Source organism: Citrobacter sp. RHBSTW-00944 (genome assembly GCF_013615435.1).
Lineage (GTDB): Bacteria > Pseudomonadota > Gammaproteobacteria > Enterobacterales > Enterobacteriaceae > Citrobacter > Citrobacter braakii.
The window spans coordinates 978584-1003387 of sequence record NZ_CP055418.1; the positions used below are offsets into that span (position 1 = coordinate 978584).

Genomic DNA, 24804 nt, shown 5'->3' on the forward strand with positions numbered 1-24804 from the left:
TATAAGGAATTCATAGTGAAAACAGCAATATTGTCCGTGGTCGCTGCATGCACGCTTTTTTCCTTGATCGGCTGTAACAACCGTACTGAAGTCGATGTACTACAGCCGACGCGGGCGGCAGAATTAAAACCGATGCAGCAAAGCTGGCGTGGCATTTTGCCTTGCGCGGACTGCGAAGGAATTGAAACCTCTCTGTTCCTGGAAAAAGACGGCACATGGGTGATGAACGAACGCTATCAGGGCGTGCGGGATGAACCGTCCTCCTTTGCCTCTTATGGTACATGGGCGCGCACTGCCGATAAGCTGGTGCTGACTGACAGCAAAGGTGAAAAGTCGTACTACCGGGCAAAAGGTGAAGCGCTGGAGATGCTCGATCGTGAAGGTAACCCGATTGAGTCACAGTTCAACTACACGCTTGGGCCAGTTTCCGCCAGCTTACCGGTGACGCCAATGCCGATGCGGGGCATGTACTTCTATATGGCTGACGCGGCAACCTTCACTGATTGTGCGACGGGTAAAAGAGTCTCTGTCGCGAACAATGCACAACTGGAGCGAGATTATCTGACTGCGCGTGGTGCAACGGATAAGGCAGTTCTGCTTACTGTGGAAGGGCACTTCACGATGGAAGAAAATCCTGATACGGGCACACCAGTGAAAACCTTAAGAGCGGATAAAGAAATTAAGTTTATCCCTGGCCAGAGTTGCGATGATTAATCTGCAGCTTATAAAAACTGTCCGGCGATCGCCCGGACAGTTTTTCCTTATCGGATCAATCCAACAAAACGGCTGGTTTTGATATAAATCCCTAACTTCAGGTGGCCGATATACTGTAGCTGCGTTTCAGACTTAAAAGCGGAAATGTCACCTTCGCGCATATGCATCAGGTCGGAAGGGCTAATCCAACCCGGCTGCGCCATTGTTAGCGGGTGCCCGGCTGTGGCAAACGCATCGGTTACGAATTCGGAGCAAAACCACGCCTTCTTTTCTCCTTCACTGGTATTGTTCAACTGTGCTTTTGCCAGCCCGCTGACGCATTGCTGGCGAAAATCCTCTGAGAAAGGATTCAATGAACATATTTGCCGGGTCACCATAAACGGAATAAATTCGACGATGCCACGGTAGTTATAGCCGCTATCTTTGATTTTATAAGCGAATGTTTTGATTTCTTCGGCCTGCTGCGGTGTGAGGTTGGGGACCCGCAGAGCAAAAAGCTTATCGCTGTGATTTTCAGCCTTTTTGAGCGAAATGATTTGTACTCCCGCCCCGGTCGCTTCGGCAACTTCATTATCGCCAAGGTAAACGGTGACATGGCTGACAGAAGAGGTGCTGAACGCGCGAATACCAAATGAGGTCACCCCAAGACTAGAGGAAAACAGCAGGTCGCCCGGCCTGAGGTCGGTATCCGTAATTTCATGCAGCGCTTGATCGGTAAATGAGCTTTGATGCTGGAGTTTTATCTCCCATTTCTTTGCCTGGGCATCAACAGCGGTTGCTGATGAATTTTGCTGACTGACGTCAATCGTGCAGGCTGAAAGCAGAAGAACGAAGGGGAGGAGCAGGCGGTAATACGCCGTTGGTTTAGCCATTTTATACAATCCATGTAAAAAAGGCCCTGATCCTCAGGGCCTTGTGCTGGTATTAGCCTTTAATAGCTTTGACCAGGTAGTCGACGATGTCGCCGGTTTTAATCAGCTCTTTCTCGCCGTTACGACGGTATTTGTATTCGATATCGTCGTTGTCGAGGTTACGGTCGCCCAGCACGATGGTATGCGGAATACCGATGAGCTCCATATCAGCAAACATCACGCCTGGACGCTCTTTACGATCGTCCATCAGCACTTCAATACCCTGCGCGCGCAGCTCCGCGTACAGCTTTTCAGCCAGCTCCTGCACACGGTAGGATTTGTGCATGTTCATCGGCAGAATAGCAACCTGGAACGGGGCAATGGCGTCTGGCCATACAATGCCGCGATCGTCGTAGTTCTGTTCAATCGCAGCAGCCACAACGCGAGTGACCCCGATACCGTAGCAGCCCATGGTCAGCGTCTGGTTACGACCATCTTCTCCCTGAACGGCGGCTTTCATCGCTTCAGAGTACTTGGTACCCAACTGGAAGATGTGGCCCACTTCGATACCGCGTTTGATCATCAGCGTACCTTTGCCATCCGGGCTTGGATCGCCGGCGACCACGTTACGAATGTCAGCCACTTCCGGGGTGGCCACGTCGCGATCCCAGTTGATACCGAAATAGTGTTTACCGTCGATGTTGGCACCGGCAGCAAAATCGCTCATTACCGCAACGGTACGGTCGATAACCACCGGAATAGGCATGTTCACCGGACCCAGAGATCCTGGACCTGCTTTAACCAGCGCACGAATTTCTTCTTCGGTGGCGAAGGTCAGCGGGCTGGCAACCTGCGGCAGTTTTTCCGCCTTGACTTCGTTCAGCTCGTGATCGCCACGAACCAGCAGCGCAACCAGCGGGTAGCTGCTGCCTTCAACCGCTTTCACCAGCAGGGTTTTCACGGTTTTCTCGATAGGCAGGTTGAATTGTTCAACCAGCTCGGCGATAGTTTTAGCGTTCGGCGTATCAACCAGCGTCATTTCCTGCGTTGCAGCGGCGCGCGGTTCTTTCGGTGCAACAGCTTCGGCAAACTCGATGTTTGCCGCATAGTCGGAAGAGTCAGAGAAGATCACATCGTCTTCACCGCTCTGCGCCAGCACCTGGAATTCGTGAGAGGCGCTGCCACCGATAGAACCGGTATCCGCTTGTACCGCACGGAAATCCAGCCCCATACGGCTGAAGATTTTGCTGTACGCAGCGTACATCGCGTCGTAGGTTTCCTGCAGAGATTCCTGAGAGGTGTGGAAAGAGTAGGCATCTTTCATCAGGAATTCGCGGGAACGCATCACGCCGAAGCGCGGACGCACTTCGTCACGGAATTTGGTCTGGATCTGATAGAAGTTCAGCGGCAGCTGTTTGTAAGAGCTCAGCTCATTACGGATCAGGTCGGTGATCACTTCTTCATGCGTTGGGCCGAGTACGAACGAACGATCGCCACGGTCAGCAATACGCAGCAGTTCCGGGCCGTATTGTTCCCAACGGCCGCTCTCTTCCCACAGTTCAGAAGGCTGAACGACCGGCATCAACACCTCGATCGCACCGGCGTTGTTCATCTCTTCACGCACGATGTTTTCGACTTTTTTCAGGACGCGCACGCCGGTCGGCAGCCAGGTATATAACCCGGAGGCCAGCTTGCGGATCATCCCGGCGCGCAGCATCAGCTGGTGGCTGATGACCTCGGCGTCGGCAGGTGTCTCCTTCAGAGTGGAGAGCAGATATTGGCTAGTACGCATGTTGTTACGGTTCCAGTTGAACGATCGAACAGGCTCAAAATGAGCCTGGCACAAAACAAAAGTGGTTTAGTTTACCAGCGAGAAGGGGATGTCAAAAGAGTACGCGATGCAAATTAGCGGGCTTCCAGAGCAAAGACCTCAAATCCTGACGGTGTCACGCGCCAGCGGACGTTAAAGTCCAGCAACCAGACGGCATAGGTTTTGCCTTCTTCCTCGTTTTTACGGTAGGCAGGACGCGGATCCTGCGCCAGCACTTCGGCAATAAACTGACGAAGATGCGGGTAACGCTGTTCGAGCTTTGGTAGTTGCTCAGCGAGCTCTTCACTGAACGTCACGTCTACACTGGCCTGCGGCGCGTCCTGAGCATAGCTGGCGCGAGCATCAGGCAGCGATTCGGCAAACGGCAGATACGGTTTTATATCCACTACCGGCGTGCCATCAACAAGATCCAGCCCGCCGAGCTCAAGGATTACATGCTCTTTATGGCAACGGATGCCCCGCAGCTCAACCAACGACATGCCAACAGGGTTCGGACGAAACGTTGAACGCGTGGCAAAGACGCCCATTCTGGCATTGCCGCCAAGACGGGGAGGGCGCACAGTTGGACGCCATCCACCTTCCATTGTCTGGTGAAAAACAAAAATCACCCACAAATGGCTGAAGGCTTCCAGGCCGCGAACGGCATCGGCCTGGTTATAAGGTGCGAGCAAATGCAGTTCACCGCTGGCACTTTTCACCAGACCTGGCTGGCGTGGAACGGCGAACTTTTCTTTATAAGGTGAGCGGATAACGCCTATTTGCTCGAACTGAAAATGGCTCATTTCGCCGAAATGTTCAGTGCAGAACCGATGCAAACCGCCTGGCGATAGCAACCCGGCGTTCCGCTGGTTACTTCGCAACTGTGCAGCAATACCGCATTTGCTTTCATTTTAGATGCGTTAATCTGCATGCGTTTGCGTGCGGTTGGAATGCTCGGCGGAGAATCCTGGTTGGATGCCTGGCAGGATTCGCCGCTGACTTCGCCGAGATCGCGGAACGGTTTGCCAACTAAATCTTCAGCGTTAGTAATGATTCTTACCGGCGCCGCGCGCGGTGCTTTGGGTTTTTCCGGCTCCGCTTTAGGCGGGGTAGCGGTGCTTTGAACGGGTTCAACAGGGGATCTGCTTAACATAGAACAGCCGCTCAGCATGAGTGCTACTAAACAGATCGGTAAAGCACGCATAATATTTCCTCAATGAATGATCTAAACGTCAGATATTGAATCAGGTGCTTGCATAAATGACAAGACGGGCAAGCGCCCGTCCTGATGATATTACAGATTCTGGAAACAGCCTAAAATTACCAGCCCTTAACAGCACCACCGTTGAAGACTTTGTTTGCTGCTTCGTACACTTCGTCAGACTGGTATGCCTGAACGAATTTCTTCACATTCTCAGCATCTTTATTGTCTTCACGAGTCACGATCAGGTTTACGTACGGAGAATCTTTATCTTCAACAAAGATACCGTCTTTAGCCGGGGTCAGGCCGATCTGGCTGGCGTAGGTCGTGTTGATGACCGCCAGTGCGATTTGTGCATCGTCCAGGGAACGCGGCAGCTGCGGCGCTTCCAGTTCAACCAGCTTCAGGTTTTTCGGGTTTTCAATCACGTCCAGCGCGGTCGGCAGCAGACCAACACCGTCTTTCAGTTTGATTAAGCCCACTTTTTGCAGCAGCAGCAGGGAGCGGCCAAGGTTAGTCGGATCGTTTGGAATCGCGACCTGAGAGCCTTCCTGCAACTCATCCAGTGATTTGATTTTTTTAGAGTAGCCCGCAATCGGGTAAACAAAAGTATTACCTGCGGCAACCAGTTTGTAGCCGCGATCTTTGATCTGTTGATCCAGGTACGGTTTGTGCTGGAAGGCGTTAGCATCGATATCGCCTTTGCTCAGCGCTTCGTTAGGCAGGACGTAATCGTTAAACGTGACCAGCTCAACGTCCAGACCGTATTTTTCTTTAGCCACTTTCTGCGCGACTTCTGCGACCTGCTGCTCTGCGCCAACAATAACGCCCACTTTGATGTGGTTAGGATCTTTTTCATCCTGACCGCAACCCACAAGTGCCAGAGAACCGATCAGGGCTCCAACTGCCGCAAAGGTTTTGAATTTGAACGCCATGCTTATTTCCTTTTCTTAATGAGTTTTTAGTGTTGTGTGCAACGTTATTTGTGCGTGACAGCCCGGACGATGCGATCGCCGGATAACTGAATTAAATAAACCAGAATGACGAGCAATACCAGCACTGTATTCATGACGGTAGCGTTGTAGCCAATATAACCGTACTGATAACCAATCTGGCCAAGACCACCGGCACCGACGGCACCGCCCATCGCGGAATAACCCACCAGCGTGATAAGGGTGATGGTAGCCGCATTGACCAGTCCAGGCAGTGCTTCTGGTAGTAATACCTTACGTACAATTTGTAGCGGCGTGGCGCCCATTGCACGGGAGGCTTCAATCAGCCCGGTCGGGATTTCGAGCAGCGCGTTTTCCACCATACGGGCGATAAACGGCGCGGCACCAACGGTCAGCGGGACGATAGCGGCCTGCAGTCCAATAGAGGTGCCAACGATCATGCGGGTGAACGGAATCATCCACACCAGCAAGATAATGAACGGGATGGAACGGAAAATATTCACCAGTGCAGAGAGCGTGCGGTAGAGCTTCGCGTTCTCAATGATTTGCCCCGGCCGCGTTACGTACAGCAACACGCCAACCGGCAGGCCAATCACAAAACCAAAAAAACCGGACACAAAGGTCATTGCCAGCGTTTCCCATACGCCGCGAACCAGCAGCCACATCATCGGCTCAGACATAACCCAGTACCTCTACTTTTACATGGTGTTCCTGCAACCAGTTAATGGCTGCTTGTGTATCTTCCTGTGTGCCGTGCATTTCAGTCAGCATGATGCCGAACTTCACGCCGCCGGCGTAATCCATCTGCGCGCTAATAATGTTGTTATTCACATTAAAGCGACGGGCCGTCTCAGAAAGTAATGGCGCATCAACCGAATGACCGGTGAATTCCATGCGCAGCATTGGCACGCTGTCGGCTTCTGGCTTTGCTTTTAAACGTTCCAGATAATCTTCCGGGATATCCAGGTGTAGCGTGGACTGGATAAATTTCTGTGCCAGCGGCGTTTTCGGGTGGGAGAACACTTCGCTGACGGTGTCCTGCTCAATCAGCTCACCATTACTGATGACCGCCACGCAGTCACAAATGCGTTTTACAACGTCCATCTCATGGGTAATCAGCAGAATGGTGAGTCCCAAACGACGGTTAATGTCTTTCAATAATTCCAGAATCGAGCGGGTTGTTGCCGGATCAAGTGCGCTGGTGGCTTCATCACACAGCAACACTTTTGGATTGCTGGCCAGCGCACGCGCAATCGCCACTCGCTGTTTTTGTCCGCCGGAAAGGTTGGCCGGGTAGCTGTCGTGCTTGTCGCCAAGGCCGACTAAATCCAGCAGTTCTGTTACACGGCGTTTGATCTCTTCCTTTGGCGTGTTATCCAGTTCCAGCGGCAGCGCGACGTTGCCAAACACGGTACGGGAAGAAAGCAGGTTAAAGTGCTGGAAAATCATGCCAATTTGACGGCGAGCTTTAGTCAGCTCGGATTCAGAAAGCGTCGTCAGCTCCTGACCGCCAACCTGAACACTGCCCTCGGTTGGGCGTTCAAGTAAGTTAACGCAGCGAATGAGCGTACTTTTACCGGCACCGGAGGCGCCAATGACGCCATAAATCTGCCCGGCAGGAACGTGCAGGCTGACTTTATTTAGCGCCTGAATGGTGCGAGTCCCCTGCTGGAACACTTTGGTGATATTCGAAAGTTTAATCATTGGTTATTTATTATCGTAATTAAGTTAGCCGTGGCATTTTCGTCTGTCTGGGACGGTCGAAGCCGTCAACAAGATGGATGTTAAGGCATCCAGACGTCTAAATCAATCTAGCTTTGCACGATGAGCACTTTCTTGCCCGCCGAAACATGCGATACTAGAGCCACATGCCTTATTCAGGAGCTATAAAAGGTGGCAAAATCTGTACCCGCAATTTTTCTCGACCGCGACGGCACCATTAATGTGGACCACGGTTACGTACATGAGATTGACGAGTTCGAGTTTATCGACGGCGTTATTGATGCCATGCGTGAACTTAAAAATATGGGTTACGCGCTCATTATCGTGACAAACCAGTCTGGTATCGCTCGTGGCAAATTTACTGAGGCACAGTTTGAAACGTTGACCGAATGGATGGACTGGTCGCTGGCCGATCGCGACGTTGATTTGGATGGTATCTACTATTGCCCGCATCATCCGCAGGGCACAGTAGAAGAGTATCGTCAGGTCTGCGACTGTCGTAAACCGCATCCTGGAATGTTGATCTCCGCCCGAGACTTCCTGCATATCGATATGGCCGCTTCCTATATGGTAGGCGACAAGATAGAAGATATGCAGGCAGCGGCAGCGGCGAATGTTGGAACGAAGGTTCTGGTGCGCACGGGTAAACCTGTTACGCCGGAAGCAGAAAATGCGGCAGATTTGGTCATAAACAGTCTGGCAGACCTGCCAATGGCGATAAAAAAGCAGCAAAAGTAAGCGCAATGGATAAAAGGTGAGCGGTTGAAACAAAAATGCATTTTTCCGCTTGTCTTCCTGAGTCGACTCCCTATAATGCGCCTCCATCGACACGGCGGATGTGAATCACTTCACACAAACAGCCGGTTCGGTTGAAGAGAAAAACCTGAAAATGAGGGTTGACTCTGAAAGAGGAAAGCGTAATATACGCCACCTCGCGACAGAGCGCTAAAGCGCGTCGCAACTGCTCTTTAACAATTTATCAGACAATCTGTGTGGGCACTCGAAGATACGGATTCTTAACGTCGCAAGACGAAAAATGAATACCAAGTCTCTGAGTGAACACGTAATTCATTACGAAGTTTAATTCACGAGCATCAAACTTAAATTGAAGAGTTTGATCATGGCTCAGATTGAACGCTGGCGGCAGGCCTAACACATGCAAGTCGAACGGTAGCACAGAGGAGCTTGCTCCTTGGGTGACGAGTGGCGGACGGGTGAGTAATGTCTGGGAAACTGCCCGATGGAGGGGGATAACTACTGGAAACGGTAGCTAATACCGCATAACGTCGCAAGACCAAAGAGGGGGACCTTCGGGCCTCTTGCCATCGGATGTGCCCAGATGGGATTAGCTAGTAGGTGGGGTAACGGCTCACCTAGGCGACGATCCCTAGCTGGTCTGAGAGGATGACCAGCCACACTGGAACTGAGACACGGTCCAGACTCCTACGGGAGGCAGCAGTGGGGAATATTGCACAATGGGCGCAAGCCTGATGCAGCCATGCCGCGTGTATGAAGAAGGCCTTCGGGTTGTAAAGTACTTTCAGCGAGGAGGAAGGTGTTGTGGTTAATAACCGCAGCAATTGACGTTACTCGCAGAAGAAGCACCGGCTAACTCCGTGCCAGCAGCCGCGGTAATACGGAGGGTGCAAGCGTTAATCGGAATTACTGGGCGTAAAGCGCACGCAGGCGGTCTGTCAAGTCGGATGTGAAATCCCCGGGCTCAACCTGGGAACTGCATCCGAAACTGGCAGGCTAGAGTCTTGTAGAGGGGGGTAGAATTCCAGGTGTAGCGGTGAAATGCGTAGAGATCTGGAGGAATACCGGTGGCGAAGGCGGCCCCCTGGACAAAGACTGACGCTCAGGTGCGAAAGCGTGGGGAGCAAACAGGATTAGATACCCTGGTAGTCCACGCCGTAAACGATGTCGACTTGGAGGTTGTGCCCTTGAGGCGTGGCTTCCGGAGCTAACGCGTTAAGTCGACCGCCTGGGGAGTACGGCCGCAAGGTTAAAACTCAAATGAATTGACGGGGGCCCGCACAAGCGGTGGAGCATGTGGTTTAATTCGATGCAACGCGAAGAACCTTACCTACTCTTGACATCCAGAGAACTTAGCAGAGATGCTTTGGTGCCTTCGGGAACTCTGAGACAGGTGCTGCATGGCTGTCGTCAGCTCGTGTTGTGAAATGTTGGGTTAAGTCCCGCAACGAGCGCAACCCTTATCCTTTGTTGCCAGCGATTCGGTCGGGAACTCAAAGGAGACTGCCAGTGATAAACTGGAGGAAGGTGGGGATGACGTCAAGTCATCATGGCCCTTACGAGTAGGGCTACACACGTGCTACAATGGCATATACAAAGAGAAGCGACCTCGCGAGAGCAAGCGGACCTCATAAAGTATGTCGTAGTCCGGATTGGAGTCTGCAACTCGACTCCATGAAGTCGGAATCGCTAGTAATCGTGGATCAGAATGCCACGGTGAATACGTTCCCGGGCCTTGTACACACCGCCCGTCACACCATGGGAGTGGGTTGCAAAAGAAGTAGGTAGCTTAACCTTCGGGAGGGCGCTTACCACTTTGTGATTCATGACTGGGGTGAAGTCGTAACAAGGTAACCGTAGGGGAACCTGCGGTTGGATCACCTCCTTACCTTAAAGAACCGACCTTTGTAGTGCTCACACAGATTGTCTGATGAAAAGTAAATAGCAAGGCGTCTTGCGATTGAGACTTCAGTGTCCCCTTCGTCTAGAGGCCCAGGACACCGCCCTTTCACGGCGGTAACAGGGGTTCGAATCCCCTAGGGGACGCCACTTGCTGGTATGTGTGAGTGAAAGTCGCCGACCGAAGTATCTCAAAACAGACTTTCGAGTCTCGTTTGAGATATTTGCTCTTTAAAAATCTGGATCAAGCTGAAAATTGAAACGACACACTGTTTCATTTCTCCGTAAACAAGAAATGAAAAGCGGTGTGTTCGAGTCTCTCAAATTTTTGCAACACTGAAGTGTTTTACGAAACATCTTCGGGTTGTGAGGTTAAGCGACTAAGCGTACACGGTGGATGCCCTGGCAGTCAGAGGCGATGAAGGACGTGCTAATCTGCGATAAGCGTCGGTAAGGTGATATGAACCGTTATAACCGGCGATTTCCGAATGGGGAAACCCAGTGTGATTCGTCACACTATCATTACGTGAATACATAGCGTAATGAAGCGAACCGGGGGAACTGAAACATCTAAGTACCCCGAGGAAAAGAAATCAACCGAGATTCCCCCAGTAGCGGCGAGCGAACGGGGAGCAGCCCAGAGTCTGAATCAGCATGTGTGGTAGTGGAACGGTCTGGAAAGTCCGGCGATACAGGGTGATAGTCCCGTACACAAAAGTGCATGTGTTGTGAACTCGAAGAGTAGGGCGGGACACGTGGTATCCTGTCTGAATATGGGGGGACCATCCTCCAAGGCTAAATACTCCTGACTGACCGATAGTGAACCAGTACCGTGAGGGAAAGGCGAAAAGAACCCCGGCGAGGGGAGTGAAAAAGAACCTGAAACCGTGTACGTACAAGCAGTGGGAGCCTCTTTATGGGGTGACTGCGTACCTTTTGTATAATGGGTCAGCGACTTATATTCTGTAGCAAGGTTAACCGAATAGGGGAGCCGAAGGGAAACCGAGTCTTAACTGGGCGTTAAGTTGCAGGGTATAGACCCGAAACCCGGTGATCTAGCCATGGGCAGGTTGAAGGTTGGGTAACACTAACTGGAGGACCGAACCGACTAATGTTGAAAAATTAGCGGATGACTTGTGGCTGGGGGTGAAAGGCCAATCAAACCGGGAGATAGCTGGTTCTCCCCGAAAGCTATTTAGGTAGCGCCTCGTGAACTCATCTTCGGGGGTAGAGCACTGTTTCGGCTAGGGGGTCATCCCGACTTACCAACCCGATGCAAACTGCGAATACCGAAGAATGTTATCACGGGAGACACACGGCGGGTGCTAACGTCCGTCGTGAAGAGGGAAACAACCCAGACCGCCAGCTAAGGTCCCAAAGTCATGGTTAAGTGGGAAACGATGTGGGAAGGCACAGACAGCCAGGATGTTGGCTTAGAAGCAGCCATCATTTAAAGAAAGCGTAATAGCTCACTGGTCGAGTCGGCCTGCGCGGAAGATGTAACGGGGCTAAACCATGCACCGAAGCTGCGGCAGCGACACTATGTGTTGTTGGGTAGGGGAGCGTTCTGTAAGCCGTTGAAGGTGTGCTGTGAGGCATGCTGGAGGTATCAGAAGTGCGAATGCTGACATAAGTAACGATAATGCGGGTGAAAAACCCGCACGCCGGAAGACCAAGGGTTCCTGTCCAACGTTAATCGGGGCAGGGTGAGTCGACCCCTAAGGCGAGGCCGAAAGGCGTAGTCGATGGGAAACAGGTTAATATTCCTGTACTTGGTGTTACTGCGAAGGGGGGACGGAGAAGGCTATGTTAGCCGGGCGACGGTTGTCCCGGTTTAAGCATGTAGGCGGAGATTCCAGGTAAATCCGGAGTCTTGTTAACGCTGAGGTGTGATGACGAGGCACTACGGTGCTGAAGTAACAAATGCCCTGCTTCCAGGAAAAGCCTCTAAGCATCAGGTAACACAAAATCGTACCCCAAACCGACACAGGTGGTCAGGTAGAGAATACCAAGGCGCTTGAGAGAACTCGGGTGAAGGAACTAGGCAAAATGGTGCCGTAACTTCGGGAGAAGGCACGCTGATATGTAGGTGAAGTGATTTACTCATGGAGCTGAAATCAGTCGAAGATACCAGCTGGCTGCAACTGTTTATTAAAAACACAGCACTGTGCAAACACGAAAGTGGACGTATACGGTGTGACGCCTGCCCGGTGCCGGAAGGTTAATTGATGGGGTTATCCGTAAGGAGAAGCTCTTGATCGAAGCCCCGGTAAACGGCGGCCGTAACTATAACGGTCCTAAGGTAGCGAAATTCCTTGTCGGGTAAGTTCCGACCTGCACGAATGGCGTAATGATGGCCAGGCTGTCTCCACCCGAGACTCAGTGAAATTGAACTCGCTGTGAAGATGCAGTGTACCCGCGGCAAGACGGAAAGACCCCGTGAACCTTTACTATAGCTTGACACTGAACACTGGTCCTTGATGTGTAGGATAGGTGGGAGGCTTTGAAGTGTGGACGCCAGTCTGCATGGAGCCAACCTTGAAATACCACCCTTTAATGGCTGGTGTTCTAACGTAGACCCGTAATCCGGGTTGCGGACAGTGTCTGGTGGGTAGTTTGACTGGGGCGGTCTCCTCCTAAAGAGTAACGGAGGAGCACGAAGGTTAGCTAATCCTGGTCGGACATCAGGAGGTTAGTGCAAAGGCATAAGCTAGCTTGACTGCGAGAGTGACGGCTCGAGCAGGTGCGAAAGCAGGTCTTAGTGATCCGGTGGTTCTGAATGGAAGGGCCATCGCTCAACGGATAAAAGGTACTCCGGGGATAACAGGCTGATACCGCCCAAGAGTTCATATCGACGGCGGTGTTTGGCACCTCGATGTCGGCTCATCACATCCTGGGGCTGAAGTAGGTCCCAAGGGTATGGCTGTTCGCCATTTAAAGTGGTACGCGAGCTGGGTTTAGAACGTCGTGAGACAGTTCGGTCCCTATCTGCCGTGGGCGCTGGAGAATTGAGGGGGGCTGCTCCTAGTACGAGAGGACCGGAGTGGACGCATCACTGGTGTTCGGGTTGTCATGCCAATGGCATTGCCCGGTAGCTAAATGCGGAAGAGATAAGTGCTGAAAGCATCTAAGCACGAAACTTGCCCCGAGATGAGTTCTCCCTGACCCTTTAAGGGTCCTGAAGGAACGTTGAAGACGACGACGTTGATAGGTCGGGTGTGTAAGCGTAGCGATACGTTGAGCTAACCGATACTAATGAACCGTGAGGCTTAACCTTACAACGCCGAAGGTGTTTTGGCGGATGAGACATCGAAATTCAGCTTGATTACAGATTACATCGACAGACCGAGAGGTGTGTTGATAAACAGAATTTGCCTGGCGGCTGTAGCGCGGTGGTCCCACCTGACCCCATGCCGAACTCAGAAGTGAAACGCCGTAGCGCCGATGGTAGTGTGGGGTCTCCCCATGCGAGAGTAGGGAACTGCCAGGCATCAAATTGCAGTAAACCGGGATGAATAATCCGGGTAGTGACAAAGAAATTCGGTGGAGCGGTAGTTCAGTTGGTTAGAATACCTGCCTGTCACGCAGGGGGTCGCGGGTTCGAGTCCCGTCCGTTCCGCCACTTATTAAGAGCCCTGAGCTAACGCTCAGGGCTTTTTCTTTTCCAGCGATTTAATTATTGCTGAATCCGCAAAAATCCTCTGCATTTTTCACTCTTTTTCGGCAAAGAACTGATGGTCATAATCCTCTCAGTTAACGAACATAGTGATTAAAAAGAGGAATTCTATGACTATCCCTGCATTCGGTTTAGGTACGTTTCGCCTGAAAGACGACGTGGTTATCGCTTCTGTCAAAACGGCGCTTGAGCTGGGCTACCGTGCTGTCGACACTGCGCAAATCTATGAAAATGAAGCGGCTGTTGGTCAGGCGATTGCCGAAAGTGGCGTACCGCGTAACGAGTTGTACATCACCACCAAGATCTGGATTGAAAATCTCAGCAAAGACAAACTGATCCCAAGTCTGAAAGAAAGTCTGAAGAAACTGCGTACGGATTATGTCGATCTGACGCTGATCCACTGGCCATCTCCGGGCGATGCGGTATCCGTTGAAGAGTTTATGCAGGCGCTGCTTGAAGCGAAAGAGCAGGGGCTGACTCGCGAAATTGGTATCTCAAACTTCACTATTCCGCTGATGGAAAAAGCCATTGCTACAGTAGGTGCAGACAATATCGCGACCAACCAGATTGAGCTGTCTCCGTATCTGCAGAGTCGTAAGGTGGTTGACTGGGCTAAAGCGCACGGTATCCACATCACCTCTTACATGACGCTGGCTTACGGTAAGGCGCTAAAAGATGAAGTGATTGCACGCATTGCCGCTAAACATAACGCGACCCCGGCGCAGGTTATTCTGGCATGGGCAATGGATGAAGGTTACTCCGTGATCCCTTCATCTACCAAGCGTGAAAACCTGGCAAGCAACCTGCTGGCGCTGGACCTGCATCTGGATACTGAAGATAAAAAAGCGATCGCTGCACTGGACTGCAACGATCGTCTGGTCAGCCCGGAAGGCCTGGCCCCTGATTGGGATTAATTGCCCGACCCTCTGTACCTTTAACCCTCTTTCACAGCTCCTTCGGGAGCTGTTCTTATATACTCACTTAAAAAGTCTATAAATGCCCGAATGCGTGTACTGACCGCACGATCGCTGTAGTAAACGGCGCTGAAAGGCATTTCTACCGGCAGACGTTTATCGGCCAGCAGCTCCACCAGTTCTCCCCGCGCGATCTCTTTATCAATCATATAATCTGAAAGACATGCGATGCCGTTGCCGCTCAGGCAAAGCTGCTTTAACGTTTCCCCGCTGTTGGAAGAAATCCCACATTCGACCTCATGGAGCTGTCCGTCGCTACGGGCAATCGGCCAGGTATTGAGTGAAACGGGTTCGGAAAACCCCAGACACAGATGCTGCTTTAACTGTTCGACGGTCTCGGGCTTGCCAAAACGGGCAATATAGTCCGGTGAGGCAATAATCTTACGATAGCTGGTAAACAACGGACGCGCACGCAGGCTTGAGTCAGTCAGCGTACCTGCTCGTATTGCGACATCCACTTTTCGTTCAATAAGATTGATGAACGTTTCTGAGGAGACAAGAGACAACGTCATCTCAGGATATCGCTCACGGAACGGTTTGATTAGCGGCATCAGGAAATGCAGCATCACCGGCGTTGCCGCGTCGATACGCAGCAGGCCGCGCGGGGTATTGCGCGACTCCATGATTTCCGTTTCTGCTGCTGCCATCTCTTGCAGTATCTGCTGCACACGCCTGAAGTAGCGTTCTCCTTCTTCAGTCAGGCTTAGCTGTCGGGTAGTTCGATTAAGCAGACTCACACCCAATTTCATCTCCAGCTTTTTTACTGCCCGACTGACTGCGGAATTAGCCTGACCGAGTTGTTCTGCCGCCCGGCTGAAGCTGCCGCTTTCCACAACGGCCACAAAAATCGCAAGTTCTTCAGAGGTTGCTTTCATTTTTGCACCTGACGCAAAATTATATTGAGATTTTGGATATTTTTGTTATTAAAGCATCCCGGCATACTGCGTGTCATCTGATTACTGATGTTACGGAGTTATTTATGCCTCTCGCTTTATTTGCACTAACAATAAGTGCCTTCGCTATTGGCACGACTGAGTTTGTGATTGTTGGCCTGGTGCCGACCATCGCTCAACAACTGGCGATCTCGTTACCTTCTGCCGGGATGCTGGTTTCAATCTATGCACTGGGTGTGGCGATTGGCGCACCAGTGCTGACCGCTCTGACCGGAAGCCTGCCACGTAAACAGCTGCTTGTCGCGCTGATGGTCCTGTTTACGGCGGGGAATTTACTGGCATGGCAGGCACCCGGGTATATGACACTTATTGTCGCCCGTCTGCTGACAGGGCTGGCTCACGGCGTATTCTTCTCGATTGGTTCCACTATCGCGACAAGTCTGGTGCCAAAAGAAAAAGCGGCTTCCGCTATCGCTATTATGTTCGGTGGCTTAACCGTTGCGTTGGTCACGGGCGTGCCGCTGGGTACGTTTATCGGCCAGCACTTTGGCTGGCGTGAGACTTTCCTGGCAGTGTCAATGTTAGGCGTGATTGCGCTGATTAGTAGTCAACTGCTGATCCCGGCTAACATTCCAGGTCGAGCGGCCGCCAGTATTCGCGACCAGGTGAAAGTGCTGACTCATCCTCGTTTGTTGCTGATTTACGCCGTTACGGCATTGGGCTACGGTGGTGTGTTCACGGCTTTCACCTTCCTGGCACCGATGATGCAGGATCTGGCGGGCTTCTCCCCGGCAGCGGTAAGCTGGATCTTACTGGGTTACGGCGTATCAGTCGCTATCGGCAATATCTGGGGCGGTAAGCTGGCGGATAAGCATGGTGCGGTTCCTGCGTTGAAATTCATTTTCGCCGCGCTGTTTGTTCTGCTGATGGTCTTCCAACTGACGGCTTCCACGCAGTACGCCGCGCTGGCTACCATTCTGGTGATGGGGATCTTTGCCTTCGGTAACGTACCGGGGTTGCAGGTCTACGTGGTACAGAAAGCGGAACAATTTACGCCCAATGCTGTTGATGTGGCGTCAGGGCTGAACATTGCAGCGTTTAACATTGGTATTGCACTGGGTTCCGTGATTGGCGGACAAACGGTCGAGCATTATGGGTTGGCGCAGACACCATGGATTGGCGCACTTATTGTTCTGGTGGCTTTCCTGCTGATGGGGCTGAGTGGCCGTCTTGATAAGTCCACACGCGTTGCTCTAGGGTAAATCATTGATGTAAGCGCCTACTTACAAAACAAACTGCAATTGTTCGTTGAAAGTGAGTGCTAAAATCCCTATAACAGAAGAACCAGTCCGGCTGCGGACTGGTTGACGTTACAGAGGTTTGAAAGTCTAAAGTGCGAAAAAACACCTATGCCATGCGTTATGTTGCCGGACAACCCGCCGAGCGGATTTTACCGCCGGGCTCGTTTGCGCATATTGGCCAGGCATTACCCGCAGGCGTACCGTTGAGCAGTGAAGATCGCATTCGCGTGCTGGTATGGAATATTTTTAAACAGCAGCGAGCAGAATGGCAGTCGGTGCTGAAGAATTTTGGTAAAGACGCGCATCTGGTGTTATTGCAGGAAGCGCAAACCACGCCAGAACTGGTGCAGTTTGCGACCACTAACTATCTCGCTGCCGACCAGGTTCCCGCCTTTGTGCTGCCTCAGCACCCCTCTGGCGTTATGACACTCTCCTCCGCCCATCCAGTTTACTGCTGCCCATTGCGCGAGCGTGAGCCTATTTTACGGCTGGCGAAATCGGCGCTGGTGACGGTGTACCCGTTGCCTGACTCTCGGTTGTTAATGGTGGTGAATATCCACGCGGTTAACTTTAGCCTTGGCGTTGATGTCTATAGTAAGCAGTTACTTCCCATTGGCGATCAGATTGCTCATCACAGCGGTCCGGTGATTATGGCCGGCGATTTTAATGCCTGGAGCCGTCGACGGATGAATGCGCTGTACCGCTTTGCGCGTGAAATGTCGCTGCGCCAGGTGCGCTTTACCGACGATCAGCGCCGCCGCGCGTTTGGTCGTCCTCTCGATTTTGTGTTCTATCGCGGTCTGAACGTGAGTGAGGCCTCTGTGCTGGTCACCCGCGCCTCCGACCACAACCCGCTACTCGTTGAATTCAGTCCCGGCAAACCTGAACAATAACGGTGTGTCAGGTCTGCCGTAGGGCAGGCCTGTGATGGTTGCCCTTCATATTTCACAACAACCGAAGGACAACACAATGACAACACGCTCTCATCATGACAACGTCGAAAAACAGTTTGGCTCTCAGGCTAATGCCTACTTAACCAGTGCGGTGCACGCCTCTGGTCGTGACTTGCAACGTCTGGGGGAAAGGTTGCTGGCATTTCCGCAGGCCCGCGTGTTGGATATGGGATGCGGAGCGGGGCACGCCAGCTTTGTGGCCGCGCAATACGTAAAGCAGGTAGTGGCATATGATTTATCGTCGCAGATGCTTGACGTGGTCACTGAAGCGGCAAAGGACAGAGGTCTGGAGAATATCGCCACACGGCAGGGTTATGCTGAAAGCCTGCCGTTTGAAGATAACGTATTTGACGTGGTGATTAGCCGCTATTCCGCGCATCACTGGCATGATGTCGGGCGTGCGTTGCGAGAAGTGAACCGCGTTCTGAAGCCCGGCGGCGTGCTGATTGTGATGGATGTGATGTCGCCAGGCCATCCTGTACGTGACATCTGGTTGCAAACTGTGGAGGCGTTACGCGATACCTCGCACGTACCCAACTATTCCAGCGGAGAATGGCTGTCGTTAATCAATGACGCCAATCTGATTGCCGATACCTTGTTAACCGATCGTCTGCCGCTGGAGTTCAGTTCGTGGGTGGCGCGGATGCGTACGCCTGCAGCGTTGAGCGACGCGATCCGTGTATACCAACAAAGTGCTTCTGCGGAAGTGAAAGCCTATTTTGCGTTACAGGAAGATGGCTCGTTTACCAGCGACACGATAATGGTTGAAGCACATAAAGCGGGATAAATAAAAAAGGCACTGGGGGGAAACCAGTGCCTTCATTTCTACAATGCTATCAGGAGTCCGGCATACCGCTGTTTTTCACAAACAACGTTAGCTGATCGCCTGGCTGCAGATTGTTCGTATCGCTGTTCCAGCGCATCACATCCTTGATGTTAACCCCGTGGCGTTTGGCAATGCTCGAGAGCGAGTCGCCTTTACGCACACGATAGGTGATGCTATCGCTGTTGTTCGCCAGTCGCTGTGCGCTGGTACCAGCGCCCACCGTCAGATTTTGGCCTACTTTCAGCGATGACCCGCGCAGATTATTCCACTGCTTAAGGTCATTGGTGCTCACGCCAAGACGTGAAGCGACGCCAGAAAGCGTATCGCCAGAGCGAACTTTGTAGCTACGGCTGTTCAGCGGCGTGTTATCCGCAACCAACGTTGACTGCACGGCTGCAATTTCGCCTGAGGCCAGAGACTCACGCAGCTTCTCTGCATGCTTCTTTGGCACCATCACATATTGCGGACCACTGGCACCCAACGTGGAGCCTTTCACGCCTGCATTGAAGGTTTTCAGCTTGCTGACGGAAATACCCGCCATATCGGCAACCTGAGCCATTTCAACTGGGCTACTCAGGCGAACACGTGCCAACGCGCGGCTTTCGTCTGTTGTTGGCAGACGCACGCCATAGCGTTTGCTGTTTTTGAGTATATCGCTCAATGCCAGCATTTTTGGCACATATAGCTTCGTTTCCTGAGGCAATGGCAACGACCAGAAGTCAGTGGGTTTACCACGGGCTTTGTTCGTTTTAATTGCCTTCATGACACGACCTTCACCGCTATTATAAGCAGCAACGGTCAGCAGCCAGTCGCCATCAAACATTTTGTTCAGACGCTGCATCATGTCCAGTGCGGCGGTGGTGGAAGCCACAACGTCGCGACGTGCATCATAACTGCGGGTCTGTTTTAAACCATAATTGCGCCCCGTGCTCGGAATGATCTGCCAAATACCTGCGGCATTGGCGCCAGACGTTGCGTGAGGATCAAAAGCGCTCTCCACTATGGGTAGTAGTACCAGTTCCATTGGCATGTTACGTTTCTTAACCTGCCCGGCTATCCAGTACATATACGGCTCTGCCCGTAAAGTTACATCGTGGAGATAGCTCTTATTGCGTAAATACTTCTGTTTCTGTTCGCGAATCCGGTTGTTTTCCGGAATTCCCATCTTTAGCTCGTCACCAATGAAAGCCCACAAATCTTGATCAGCAGCGATAGATGTTCCGTCGTCCATCCATCGCGCCTGACTTGTAAACTTTCCTGCTTCCCCTTGACCAGCTGCAGAAAGGCTCTGTGCGTGTTGTTGGACGTTACCAGTATTCTGGCACCCAACAAGCAGGACAGAGGCGAGTAATATCGCTTTTGCCTTCATGTGTGTGTCAATAGTTGCTTAAAAGACGACCGATCATAACGGCGAAGTTTTCAAAAGGCAACCCGCAATTGTCAGAACGTATCTTTCTTTGACCTTAACCAGGCAAAACGCTCTTCAGGTTGTTGCAATATTGTTTTTTTATTTATTTCATTAATTAAATCAATATCTTCCGTTCTTAAAAAAAGATTATTTCGTCGCTCATTTTTCAGAATTACGGGCAGTGTCATTTGTTTTTTTACGCGTAACTCATTAACTTTACGATAATATTCATTTATGAACGGATCGTGCGGAAGAATGCTTAAGGCAAACTTCATGTTTGCTAATGTGTACTCATGTGCGCAACAAATCAATGTATCGTCAGGAAGTGCGTTTAGTTTTTTAAGTGATTGATACATTTGAGATGCTGTGCCTTCAAAAAGCCGACCGCAGCCACCGGAGAAGAGCGTGTCGCCGCAAAACAGGTAAGGGTGGCTAAAGTAACAGATATGTCCTAAAGTGTGACCCGGCGTAGCAATTACCGTAAATTCATGCCCCAAAACGAGAGCAGTATCGCCATCTTCGACTATATGCGTCGTTCCCTTATCTTGCGTTTCAGCCGGTCCGTATACCGCGATTTGTGGGAAATGTTGCAGAAGTTCTTTCACGCCGCCCACGTGATCCTGATGATGATGTGTCAGCAGAATGGCCTCGGGAACCCAGTTATGTTCTGCAATAGCTTTCAGAACAGGTGCTGCTTCACCTGGGTCCACAATCAGACAATGTTTGTCATTATTCGACAGGACCCAGATGTAATTGTCCTGAAATGCAGGAATACTGTTAAGATTCATAGATTACCTCTCAATGCGTAACGGAAGGTTGTGATGAAACCGGCAAGGATCCCTCAAACTGTCATAGCGCCCGTTAGTTGGGATGATTTGCCCTGGGGCGAACACTATCGTCAGGCGCTGGAGCATCAGCTTAACCCGTGGTTCGCAAAAATGTACGGATTTCATCTGCTTAAGATTGGTAATTTAAGCGCAGAAATCAATTCTGAAGCGTGCGCGGTTTCTCATCAGGTAAATGTTTCTTTGCAAGGCGCTCCCATGCAGGTGACTGCCGATCCTTTACATCTGCCCTTTGCCGATAAGTCCGTGGATGTTTGTTTGTTGGCTCATACGCTGCCGTGGTGTTCCGATCCACATCGCTTACTGCATGAAGCCGATCGCGTGCTTATTGATGACGGTTGGTTGATTCTGAGCGGCTTTAACCCGGTAAGTCTGATGGGATTGCGTAAACTGGTGCCCGTATTGCGTAAAACATCGCCCTACAACAGCCGGATGTTTACCCTCATGCGGCAGTTGGACTGGCTCTCATTGCTGAATTTTGAAGTACTGCACTACAGCCGTTTTCATGTCCTGCCCTGGAACAAGAAGGGCGGGAAAATGTTAAGCGCCCATATCCCTGCGCTGGGCTGTTTGCAACTGGTGGTTGCGCGTAAGCGAACCATTCCGCTTACGCTCAACCCGATGAAACAAAATAAAAGCAAAACGCCTATCCGCCAGGCCGTTGGCGCAACCCGGCAATACCGTAAACCAGACGTTTAAGCCTCAGCCTGATACCCAATATCATCCTGAGTGGGACGCATTGCAGCAGCGCGCGCAAGCTCATCACAGCGTTCGTTTTCCGGATGGCCCGCATGGCCTTTAACCCATTCCCATTTGATTTGATGCGGCCCCAGCGCGGTATCCAGACGTTTCCACAGATCGACGTTCTTCACTGGTTTTTTATCTGCCGTTTTCCAGCCGCGCTTCTTCCAGTTGTGGATCCACTGCGTAATGCCCTGGCGCACATACTGGCTGTCCGTGCTGAGTATCACTTCACACTGTTCTTTCAGGGCTTCCAGCGCAACGATTGCCGCCATCAGCTCCATGCGATTATTGGTGGTGAGGTTGTAGCCTTCGCTAAAGGTTTTTTCGCGCCCGCGATAGCGTAAAATCGCCCCATAACCACCTGGCCCTGGATTTCCCAGGCAAGAACCATCGGTGAAAATCTCTACCTGTTTAAGCATCTCTGGTAGACTTCCTGTTTTAGCAAATCGAAATCAAACGATAAGTCTGACATAAATGACCGTTATGAGCACTGGAATTACACGACAGATCGTCCTCGATACCGAAACCACCGGTATGAACCAGATTGGCGCCCACTACGAAGGCCACAAGATCATTGAGATCGGTGCGGTTGAAGTGGTGAACCGCCGCCTGACCGGGAATAACTTCCACGTTTACCTGAAACCGGATCGGCTGGTGGACCCGGAAGCGTTTGGTGTACACGGAATCGCAGACGAATTCCTGCTTGATAAACCTACGTTTGCCGATGTGGCCGATGAGTTTCTCGACTACATCCGCGGTGCGGAGCTGGTCATCCATAACGCATCGTTTGATATCGGCTTTATGGATTACGAATTCGCTAAGCTCAGGCGGGATATTCCGAAGACAAACGAATTCTGCAAAATTACCGATAGCCTGGCGCTGGCGAGGAAAATGTTTCCTGGCAAGCGCAACAGCCTTGATGCGTTATGCTCACGCTATGAAATAGACAACAGTAAGCGAACCCTGCACGGCGCATTGCTCGATGCCCAGATTCTGGCCGACGTTTATCTGATGATGACCGGTGGGCAGACCACGATGGCGTTCTCAATGGAAGGTGACAGCCAGCAGCAGAATGACACGGGGATCCAGCGTATTGTGCGACAGTCCAGCAAACTACGCGTTGTTTTCGCCACTGATGAAGAGTTAGCGGCCCATGAGTCGCGCCTTGACCTGGTGCAGAAAAAAGGCGGAAGTTGCCTCTGGCGGGCATAGTTTGTTCGTTTTCCGTATGGAAATGACCATTCGGGTGATTTTTGCAGCAAACGATTAAAAAACGTGAGAAAAAGCGTTGACGAGGCGTGAGGCAATCCGTAATATTCGCTTCGTTCCCAAGCGGAACACAACGCGGAGTGGTAGTTCAGTTGGTTAGAATACCTGCCTGTCACGCAGGGGGTCGCGGGTTCGAGTCCCGTCCATTCCGCCACTATTCAGAAAGCCTGAATCAGAAATGATTCAGGCTTTCGTCGTTTTAGCCCGCCACAATAATAATCTCATCATCACACTTTATCGACCACGTCCGTGCTATCGGGCAGGCAACACATCAGGTCATCCTTAACCCGACGCATATCCAGGGGCAATCAACCTGCGAAGTGATTCATCACGCAGGCGAAACGGGGGGAAAAGTTATCGCCGATAAGCACCGTTTCTTCATTCAAGTGCTTTAGCATATACAGCTTGTCGGCACGTTCGTAAGCGTCGAAGAAGAGATAATCGACTGCATCCGTTGCTTCATCATCGGGGGATTTTTCACGTCCGTTGGGAGTGAGCATGAAAACACCGGCGGTATGGCCGAGTGGTCGGGCATAGCGAAAGAACAGTTTTCGGTTCACAGCAAACTCGCCATCATCACTTTTGAGTTTCCCTTGTACTGACAATGAAAGGTGTCCGGAGTTGTAGCTGGTAATCAGCATTATTCCATGGAGTACCTTTTTTGTATCCTGGATGTCGAGTATCGACGTGAATTCCGAGGAGCAGGAAAAACTGATTTCTTGTTTTTTCGCATTCCCGGCGATAATAAAAAAAGCGATAGCCGCCAGCCCAAAAATGGCAATCACGACTGACCATAGTAAAGGAGAGTGATCGCTTTCTTGCTTCATATCATTCCTCATGATGGCGATACTGGCTGATGCAATGGTAATAGCCGAGGTTCAGCCCGCATTCAGCGGCAAACGACCACTCAACCAGATTATGGTTGCTCGCCCAGGTATTGAGATACAGATCTTTTGGGTACGAACAGTCGGGGTTAATGCCCACGGACTTGAAAATATCCAGCGCTTTCTTTTCGGTTATGGTATCGGTGAGGGCGTTTCCTAATATATGTACACGGCATTGTTCATAGTCGATAGTCCGCAGGATAGTCGCGTCCGTCATGGCGATTTCATTGGGAATCCATGTTAACCACGCTGTCGCCAGCACGGCGATACCGGTAATTAACGCGGTTATCGCGACAGGCCAACGGCTTTGTTTCTTTTTGTTGAGCGTCGATGCAACATTGGCAATTCTGGCGGGAGCTTGCGCTTCTTCCAGTTGCTGAATATTGATATTAGTGTCGCCCATCCGAAATCCCATCCGCGGAATTGTGACGATGAGTTCTGCAGGATGACCCGTAGACGTTATTGCTTTGCGCAGAAATGAAATGTGCTGATTGAGATTCGCATCCGTCGCTCTGGCGCCATTATGCTGAAAAACATTCAGCAGAATTTCATCACGCGAGGATATCTCTTTACCATTTTGCAACAAATAGAGCAGTAATTGTGTTGCCACATTATTCAATGTGGCCATTTCACCAGATGCCAGGTCTTTTAGGGTATTTTTATGTGGTCTGAAAACTAAGCCATCACCAATAATTACGGATTTAATTTTGTTTATTGGTATATGAGAAATCACTGATGTCTCCTTTAAAGCAGGATATCTCGCATTCGAGTGGGTGAAGCAATAGCATAACATAATTCATTTATAAAAAATGGTTGTACCATAGATCGCTTTATTAATATTTATATAACAATATTTTAATATCTCTTATAGAATCCTCTTTTCTCCTTTCTCTCTTTCACTATCTTATTGTCATTACTCGCTTTTGATATCCAATTTCATTTTTACAAAAATTTCATAAATACATTTTGCCTGTTGTTCTGGCTAAATAAAAAAATAGTTGATAGATAAAAACTCTATAAAAATGATGAATGATAGATATTAACACTGGCTACGTCGTGATTTTTGGCGGTTTTTTAGGTAAACGATCGCTGTGCAGACAGTGTGACAACATGATTCCCTGAGTT

21 protein-coding genes, 3 tRNA genes and 3 rRNA genes are annotated in these 24804 nt (G+C 51.0%); 14 read left to right on the forward strand and 13 right to left on the reverse strand.

Annotated features, from left to right (window positions below):
- Positions 1 to 12: 12 nt before the first annotated feature.
- Positions 13 to 714 (forward strand): envelope stress response activation lipoprotein NlpE, encoded by a 702-nt coding sequence (gene nlpE / locus HV334_RS04545; protein WP_181221855.1) that lies wholly within the window; start codon positions 13 to 15, stop codon positions 712 to 714.
- Positions 715 to 761: 47 nt separating this feature from the next.
- Here the strand turns inward: nlpE and HV334_RS04550 are convergent, their stop codons facing one another.
- The 7 genes from HV334_RS04550 to metN all read right to left on the reverse strand — a co-directional run bounded on the left by HV334_RS04550 (position 762) and on the right by metN (position 7233).
- Positions 762 to 1586, reverse strand: coding sequence for a YaeF family permuted papain-like enzyme (locus HV334_RS04550; protein ID WP_181221223.1), 825 nt, complete (start codon positions 1584 to 1586; stop codon positions 762 to 764).
- 52 nt (positions 1587 to 1638) lie between these two features.
- A complete protein-coding gene (proS, locus tag HV334_RS04555; protein WP_016151778.1) occupies positions 1639 to 3357 on the reverse strand; it encodes a proline--tRNA ligase in 1719 nt (572 codons plus the stop codon).
- Between the two features lie 113 nt (positions 3358 to 3470).
- Positions 3471 to 4178, reverse strand: a complete 708-nt coding sequence (gene tsaA / locus HV334_RS04560; protein WP_047417110.1) for a tRNA (N6-threonylcarbamoyladenosine(37)-N6)-methyltransferase TrmO — start codon at positions 4176 to 4178, stop codon at positions 3471 to 3473.
- Complete coding sequence (gene rcsF / locus HV334_RS04565; RefSeq protein WP_016151780.1) at positions 4175 to 4579, reverse strand: Rcs stress response system protein RcsF; 405 nt, start codon at positions 4577 to 4579, stop codon at positions 4175 to 4177. Before rcsF ends, tsaA begins: the two co-directional genes overlap by 4 nt.
- A 116-nt stretch (positions 4580 to 4695) precedes the next feature.
- Positions 4696 to 5511: a methionine ABC transporter substrate-binding lipoprotein MetQ gene (metQ, locus tag HV334_RS04570; RefSeq protein WP_006686809.1), complete on the reverse strand. Its 816-nt coding sequence runs from the start codon at positions 5509 to 5511 to the stop codon at positions 4696 to 4698.
- A 44-nt stretch (positions 5512 to 5555) separates the two neighbouring features.
- A complete protein-coding gene (locus HV334_RS04575) occupies positions 5556 to 6209 on the reverse strand; it encodes a methionine ABC transporter permease MetI (RefSeq protein ID WP_016151781.1) in 654 nt (217 codons plus the stop codon).
- Positions 6202 to 7233: a methionine ABC transporter ATP-binding protein MetN gene (metN, locus tag HV334_RS04580; RefSeq protein ID WP_016151782.1), complete on the reverse strand. Its 1032-nt coding sequence runs from the start codon at positions 7231 to 7233 to the stop codon at positions 6202 to 6204. Before metN ends, HV334_RS04575 begins: the two co-directional genes overlap by 8 nt.
- 189 nt (positions 7234 to 7422) lie before the next feature.
- Here metN and gmhB point away from each other — a divergent pair, with 189 nt between their 5' ends.
- The 7 genes from gmhB to dkgB all read left to right on the forward strand — a co-directional run bounded on the left by gmhB (position 7423) and on the right by dkgB (position 14496).
- A complete protein-coding gene (gene gmhB, locus HV334_RS04585; RefSeq protein ID WP_016151783.1) occupies positions 7423 to 7989 on the forward strand; it encodes a D-glycero-beta-D-manno-heptose 1,7-bisphosphate 7-phosphatase in 567 nt (188 codons plus the stop codon).
- A 364-nt stretch (positions 7990 to 8353) separates the two neighbouring features.
- Positions 8354 to 9895 (forward strand): 16S ribosomal RNA (locus HV334_RS04590).
- 85 nt (positions 9896 to 9980) lie between these two features.
- Positions 9981 to 10056: transfer RNA gene (locus tag HV334_RS04595), tRNA-Glu, on the forward strand.
- 220 nt (positions 10057 to 10276) lie between these two features.
- A 23S ribosomal RNA gene (locus tag HV334_RS04600) occupies positions 10277 to 13183 on the forward strand.
- A 97-nt stretch (positions 13184 to 13280) separates the two neighbouring features.
- Positions 13281 to 13396 (forward strand): 5S ribosomal RNA (gene rrf, locus HV334_RS04605).
- Together the 16S, 23S and 5S rRNA genes with 2 tRNA genes alongside form the textbook arrangement of a ribosomal RNA operon.
- Before the next feature lie 55 nt (positions 13397 to 13451).
- A tRNA-Asp gene (locus HV334_RS04610) sits at positions 13452 to 13528 on the forward strand.
- 164 nt (positions 13529 to 13692) lie between these two features.
- A complete protein-coding gene (gene dkgB, locus HV334_RS04615; RefSeq protein WP_019076057.1) occupies positions 13693 to 14496 on the forward strand; it encodes a 2,5-didehydrogluconate reductase DkgB in 804 nt (267 codons plus the stop codon).
- 20 nt (positions 14497 to 14516) lie between these two features.
- On the opposite strand, the gene yafC is transcribed toward dkgB, so the two are convergent.
- Positions 14517 to 15431, reverse strand: a complete 915-nt coding sequence (gene yafC / locus HV334_RS04620; RefSeq protein WP_016155740.1) for a DNA-binding transcriptional regulator YafC — start codon at positions 15429 to 15431, stop codon at positions 14517 to 14519.
- Positions 15432 to 15535: 104 nt separating this feature from the next.
- Here yafC and HV334_RS04625 point away from each other — a divergent pair, with 104 nt between their 5' ends.
- The 3 genes from HV334_RS04625 (at position 15536) to HV334_RS04635 (ending at position 18490) form a co-directional block, all read left to right on the forward strand.
- Positions 15536 to 16711 carry an MFS transporter gene (locus HV334_RS04625; RefSeq protein ID WP_094762217.1) on the forward strand — a complete coding sequence of 392 codons (1176 nt, stop codon included), beginning with the start codon at positions 15536 to 15538 and terminating at the stop codon, positions 16709 to 16711.
- 131 nt (positions 16712 to 16842) lie between these two features.
- Complete coding sequence (locus tag HV334_RS04630) at positions 16843 to 17643, forward strand: endonuclease/exonuclease/phosphatase family protein (protein ID WP_047498513.1); 801 nt, start codon at positions 16843 to 16845, stop codon at positions 17641 to 17643.
- Between the two features lie 76 nt (positions 17644 to 17719).
- The gene (locus HV334_RS04635) at positions 17720 to 18490 is read left to right on the forward strand and encodes a class I SAM-dependent methyltransferase (protein ID WP_181221224.1); all 771 of its coding nucleotides are present in this window, start codon (positions 17720 to 17722) and stop codon (positions 18488 to 18490) included.
- A gap of 49 nt (positions 18491 to 18539) precedes the next feature.
- Here HV334_RS04635 and mltD read toward each other — a convergent pair whose 3' ends face one another.
- Positions 18540 to 19898 (reverse strand): murein transglycosylase D, encoded by a 1359-nt coding sequence (mltD, locus tag HV334_RS04640; protein WP_047498509.1) that lies wholly within the window; start codon positions 19896 to 19898, stop codon positions 18540 to 18542.
- 71 nt (positions 19899 to 19969) lie between these two features.
- Entirely contained in the window at positions 19970 to 20725 is a 756-nt protein-coding gene (gene gloB, locus HV334_RS04645; protein ID WP_103765863.1) for a hydroxyacylglutathione hydrolase, read from the reverse strand.
- Between the two features lie 33 nt (positions 20726 to 20758).
- Between gloB and HV334_RS04650 the strand changes: the two genes are divergently transcribed.
- On the forward strand, positions 20759 to 21481 hold the full coding sequence (locus HV334_RS04650; RefSeq protein ID WP_047498505.1) for a class I SAM-dependent methyltransferase: 723 nt from the start codon (positions 20759 to 20761) through the stop codon (positions 21479 to 21481).
- On the opposite strand, the gene rnhA is transcribed toward HV334_RS04650, so the two are convergent.
- Positions 21478 to 21945, reverse strand: coding sequence for a ribonuclease HI (gene rnhA, locus HV334_RS04655; protein ID WP_016151805.1), 468 nt, complete (start codon positions 21943 to 21945; stop codon positions 21478 to 21480). The genes HV334_RS04650 and rnhA overlap by 4 nt on opposite strands.
- Positions 21946 to 22009: 64 nt before the next feature.
- Between rnhA and dnaQ the strand changes: the two genes are divergently transcribed.
- Both dnaQ and HV334_RS04665 read left to right on the forward strand, forming a co-directional pair.
- A complete protein-coding gene (gene dnaQ, locus HV334_RS04660) occupies positions 22010 to 22738 on the forward strand; it encodes a DNA polymerase III subunit epsilon (protein WP_029139417.1) in 729 nt (242 codons plus the stop codon).
- Between the two features lie 134 nt (positions 22739 to 22872).
- Positions 22873 to 22949: transfer RNA gene (locus tag HV334_RS04665), tRNA-Asp, on the forward strand.
- A 154-nt stretch (positions 22950 to 23103) separates the two neighbouring features.
- Here HV334_RS04665 and HV334_RS04670 read toward each other — a convergent pair.
- Both HV334_RS04670 and HV334_RS04675 read right to left on the reverse strand, forming a co-directional pair.
- Positions 23104 to 23622: a hypothetical protein gene (locus tag HV334_RS04670; protein WP_016155747.1), complete on the reverse strand. Its 519-nt coding sequence runs from the start codon at positions 23620 to 23622 to the stop codon at positions 23104 to 23106.
- Between the two features lies 1 nt (position 23623).
- Complete coding sequence (locus tag HV334_RS04675) at positions 23624 to 24307, reverse strand: helix-turn-helix domain-containing protein (protein ID WP_249415055.1); 684 nt, start codon at positions 24305 to 24307, stop codon at positions 23624 to 23626.
- Positions 24308 to 24804 lie beyond the last annotated feature (497 nt).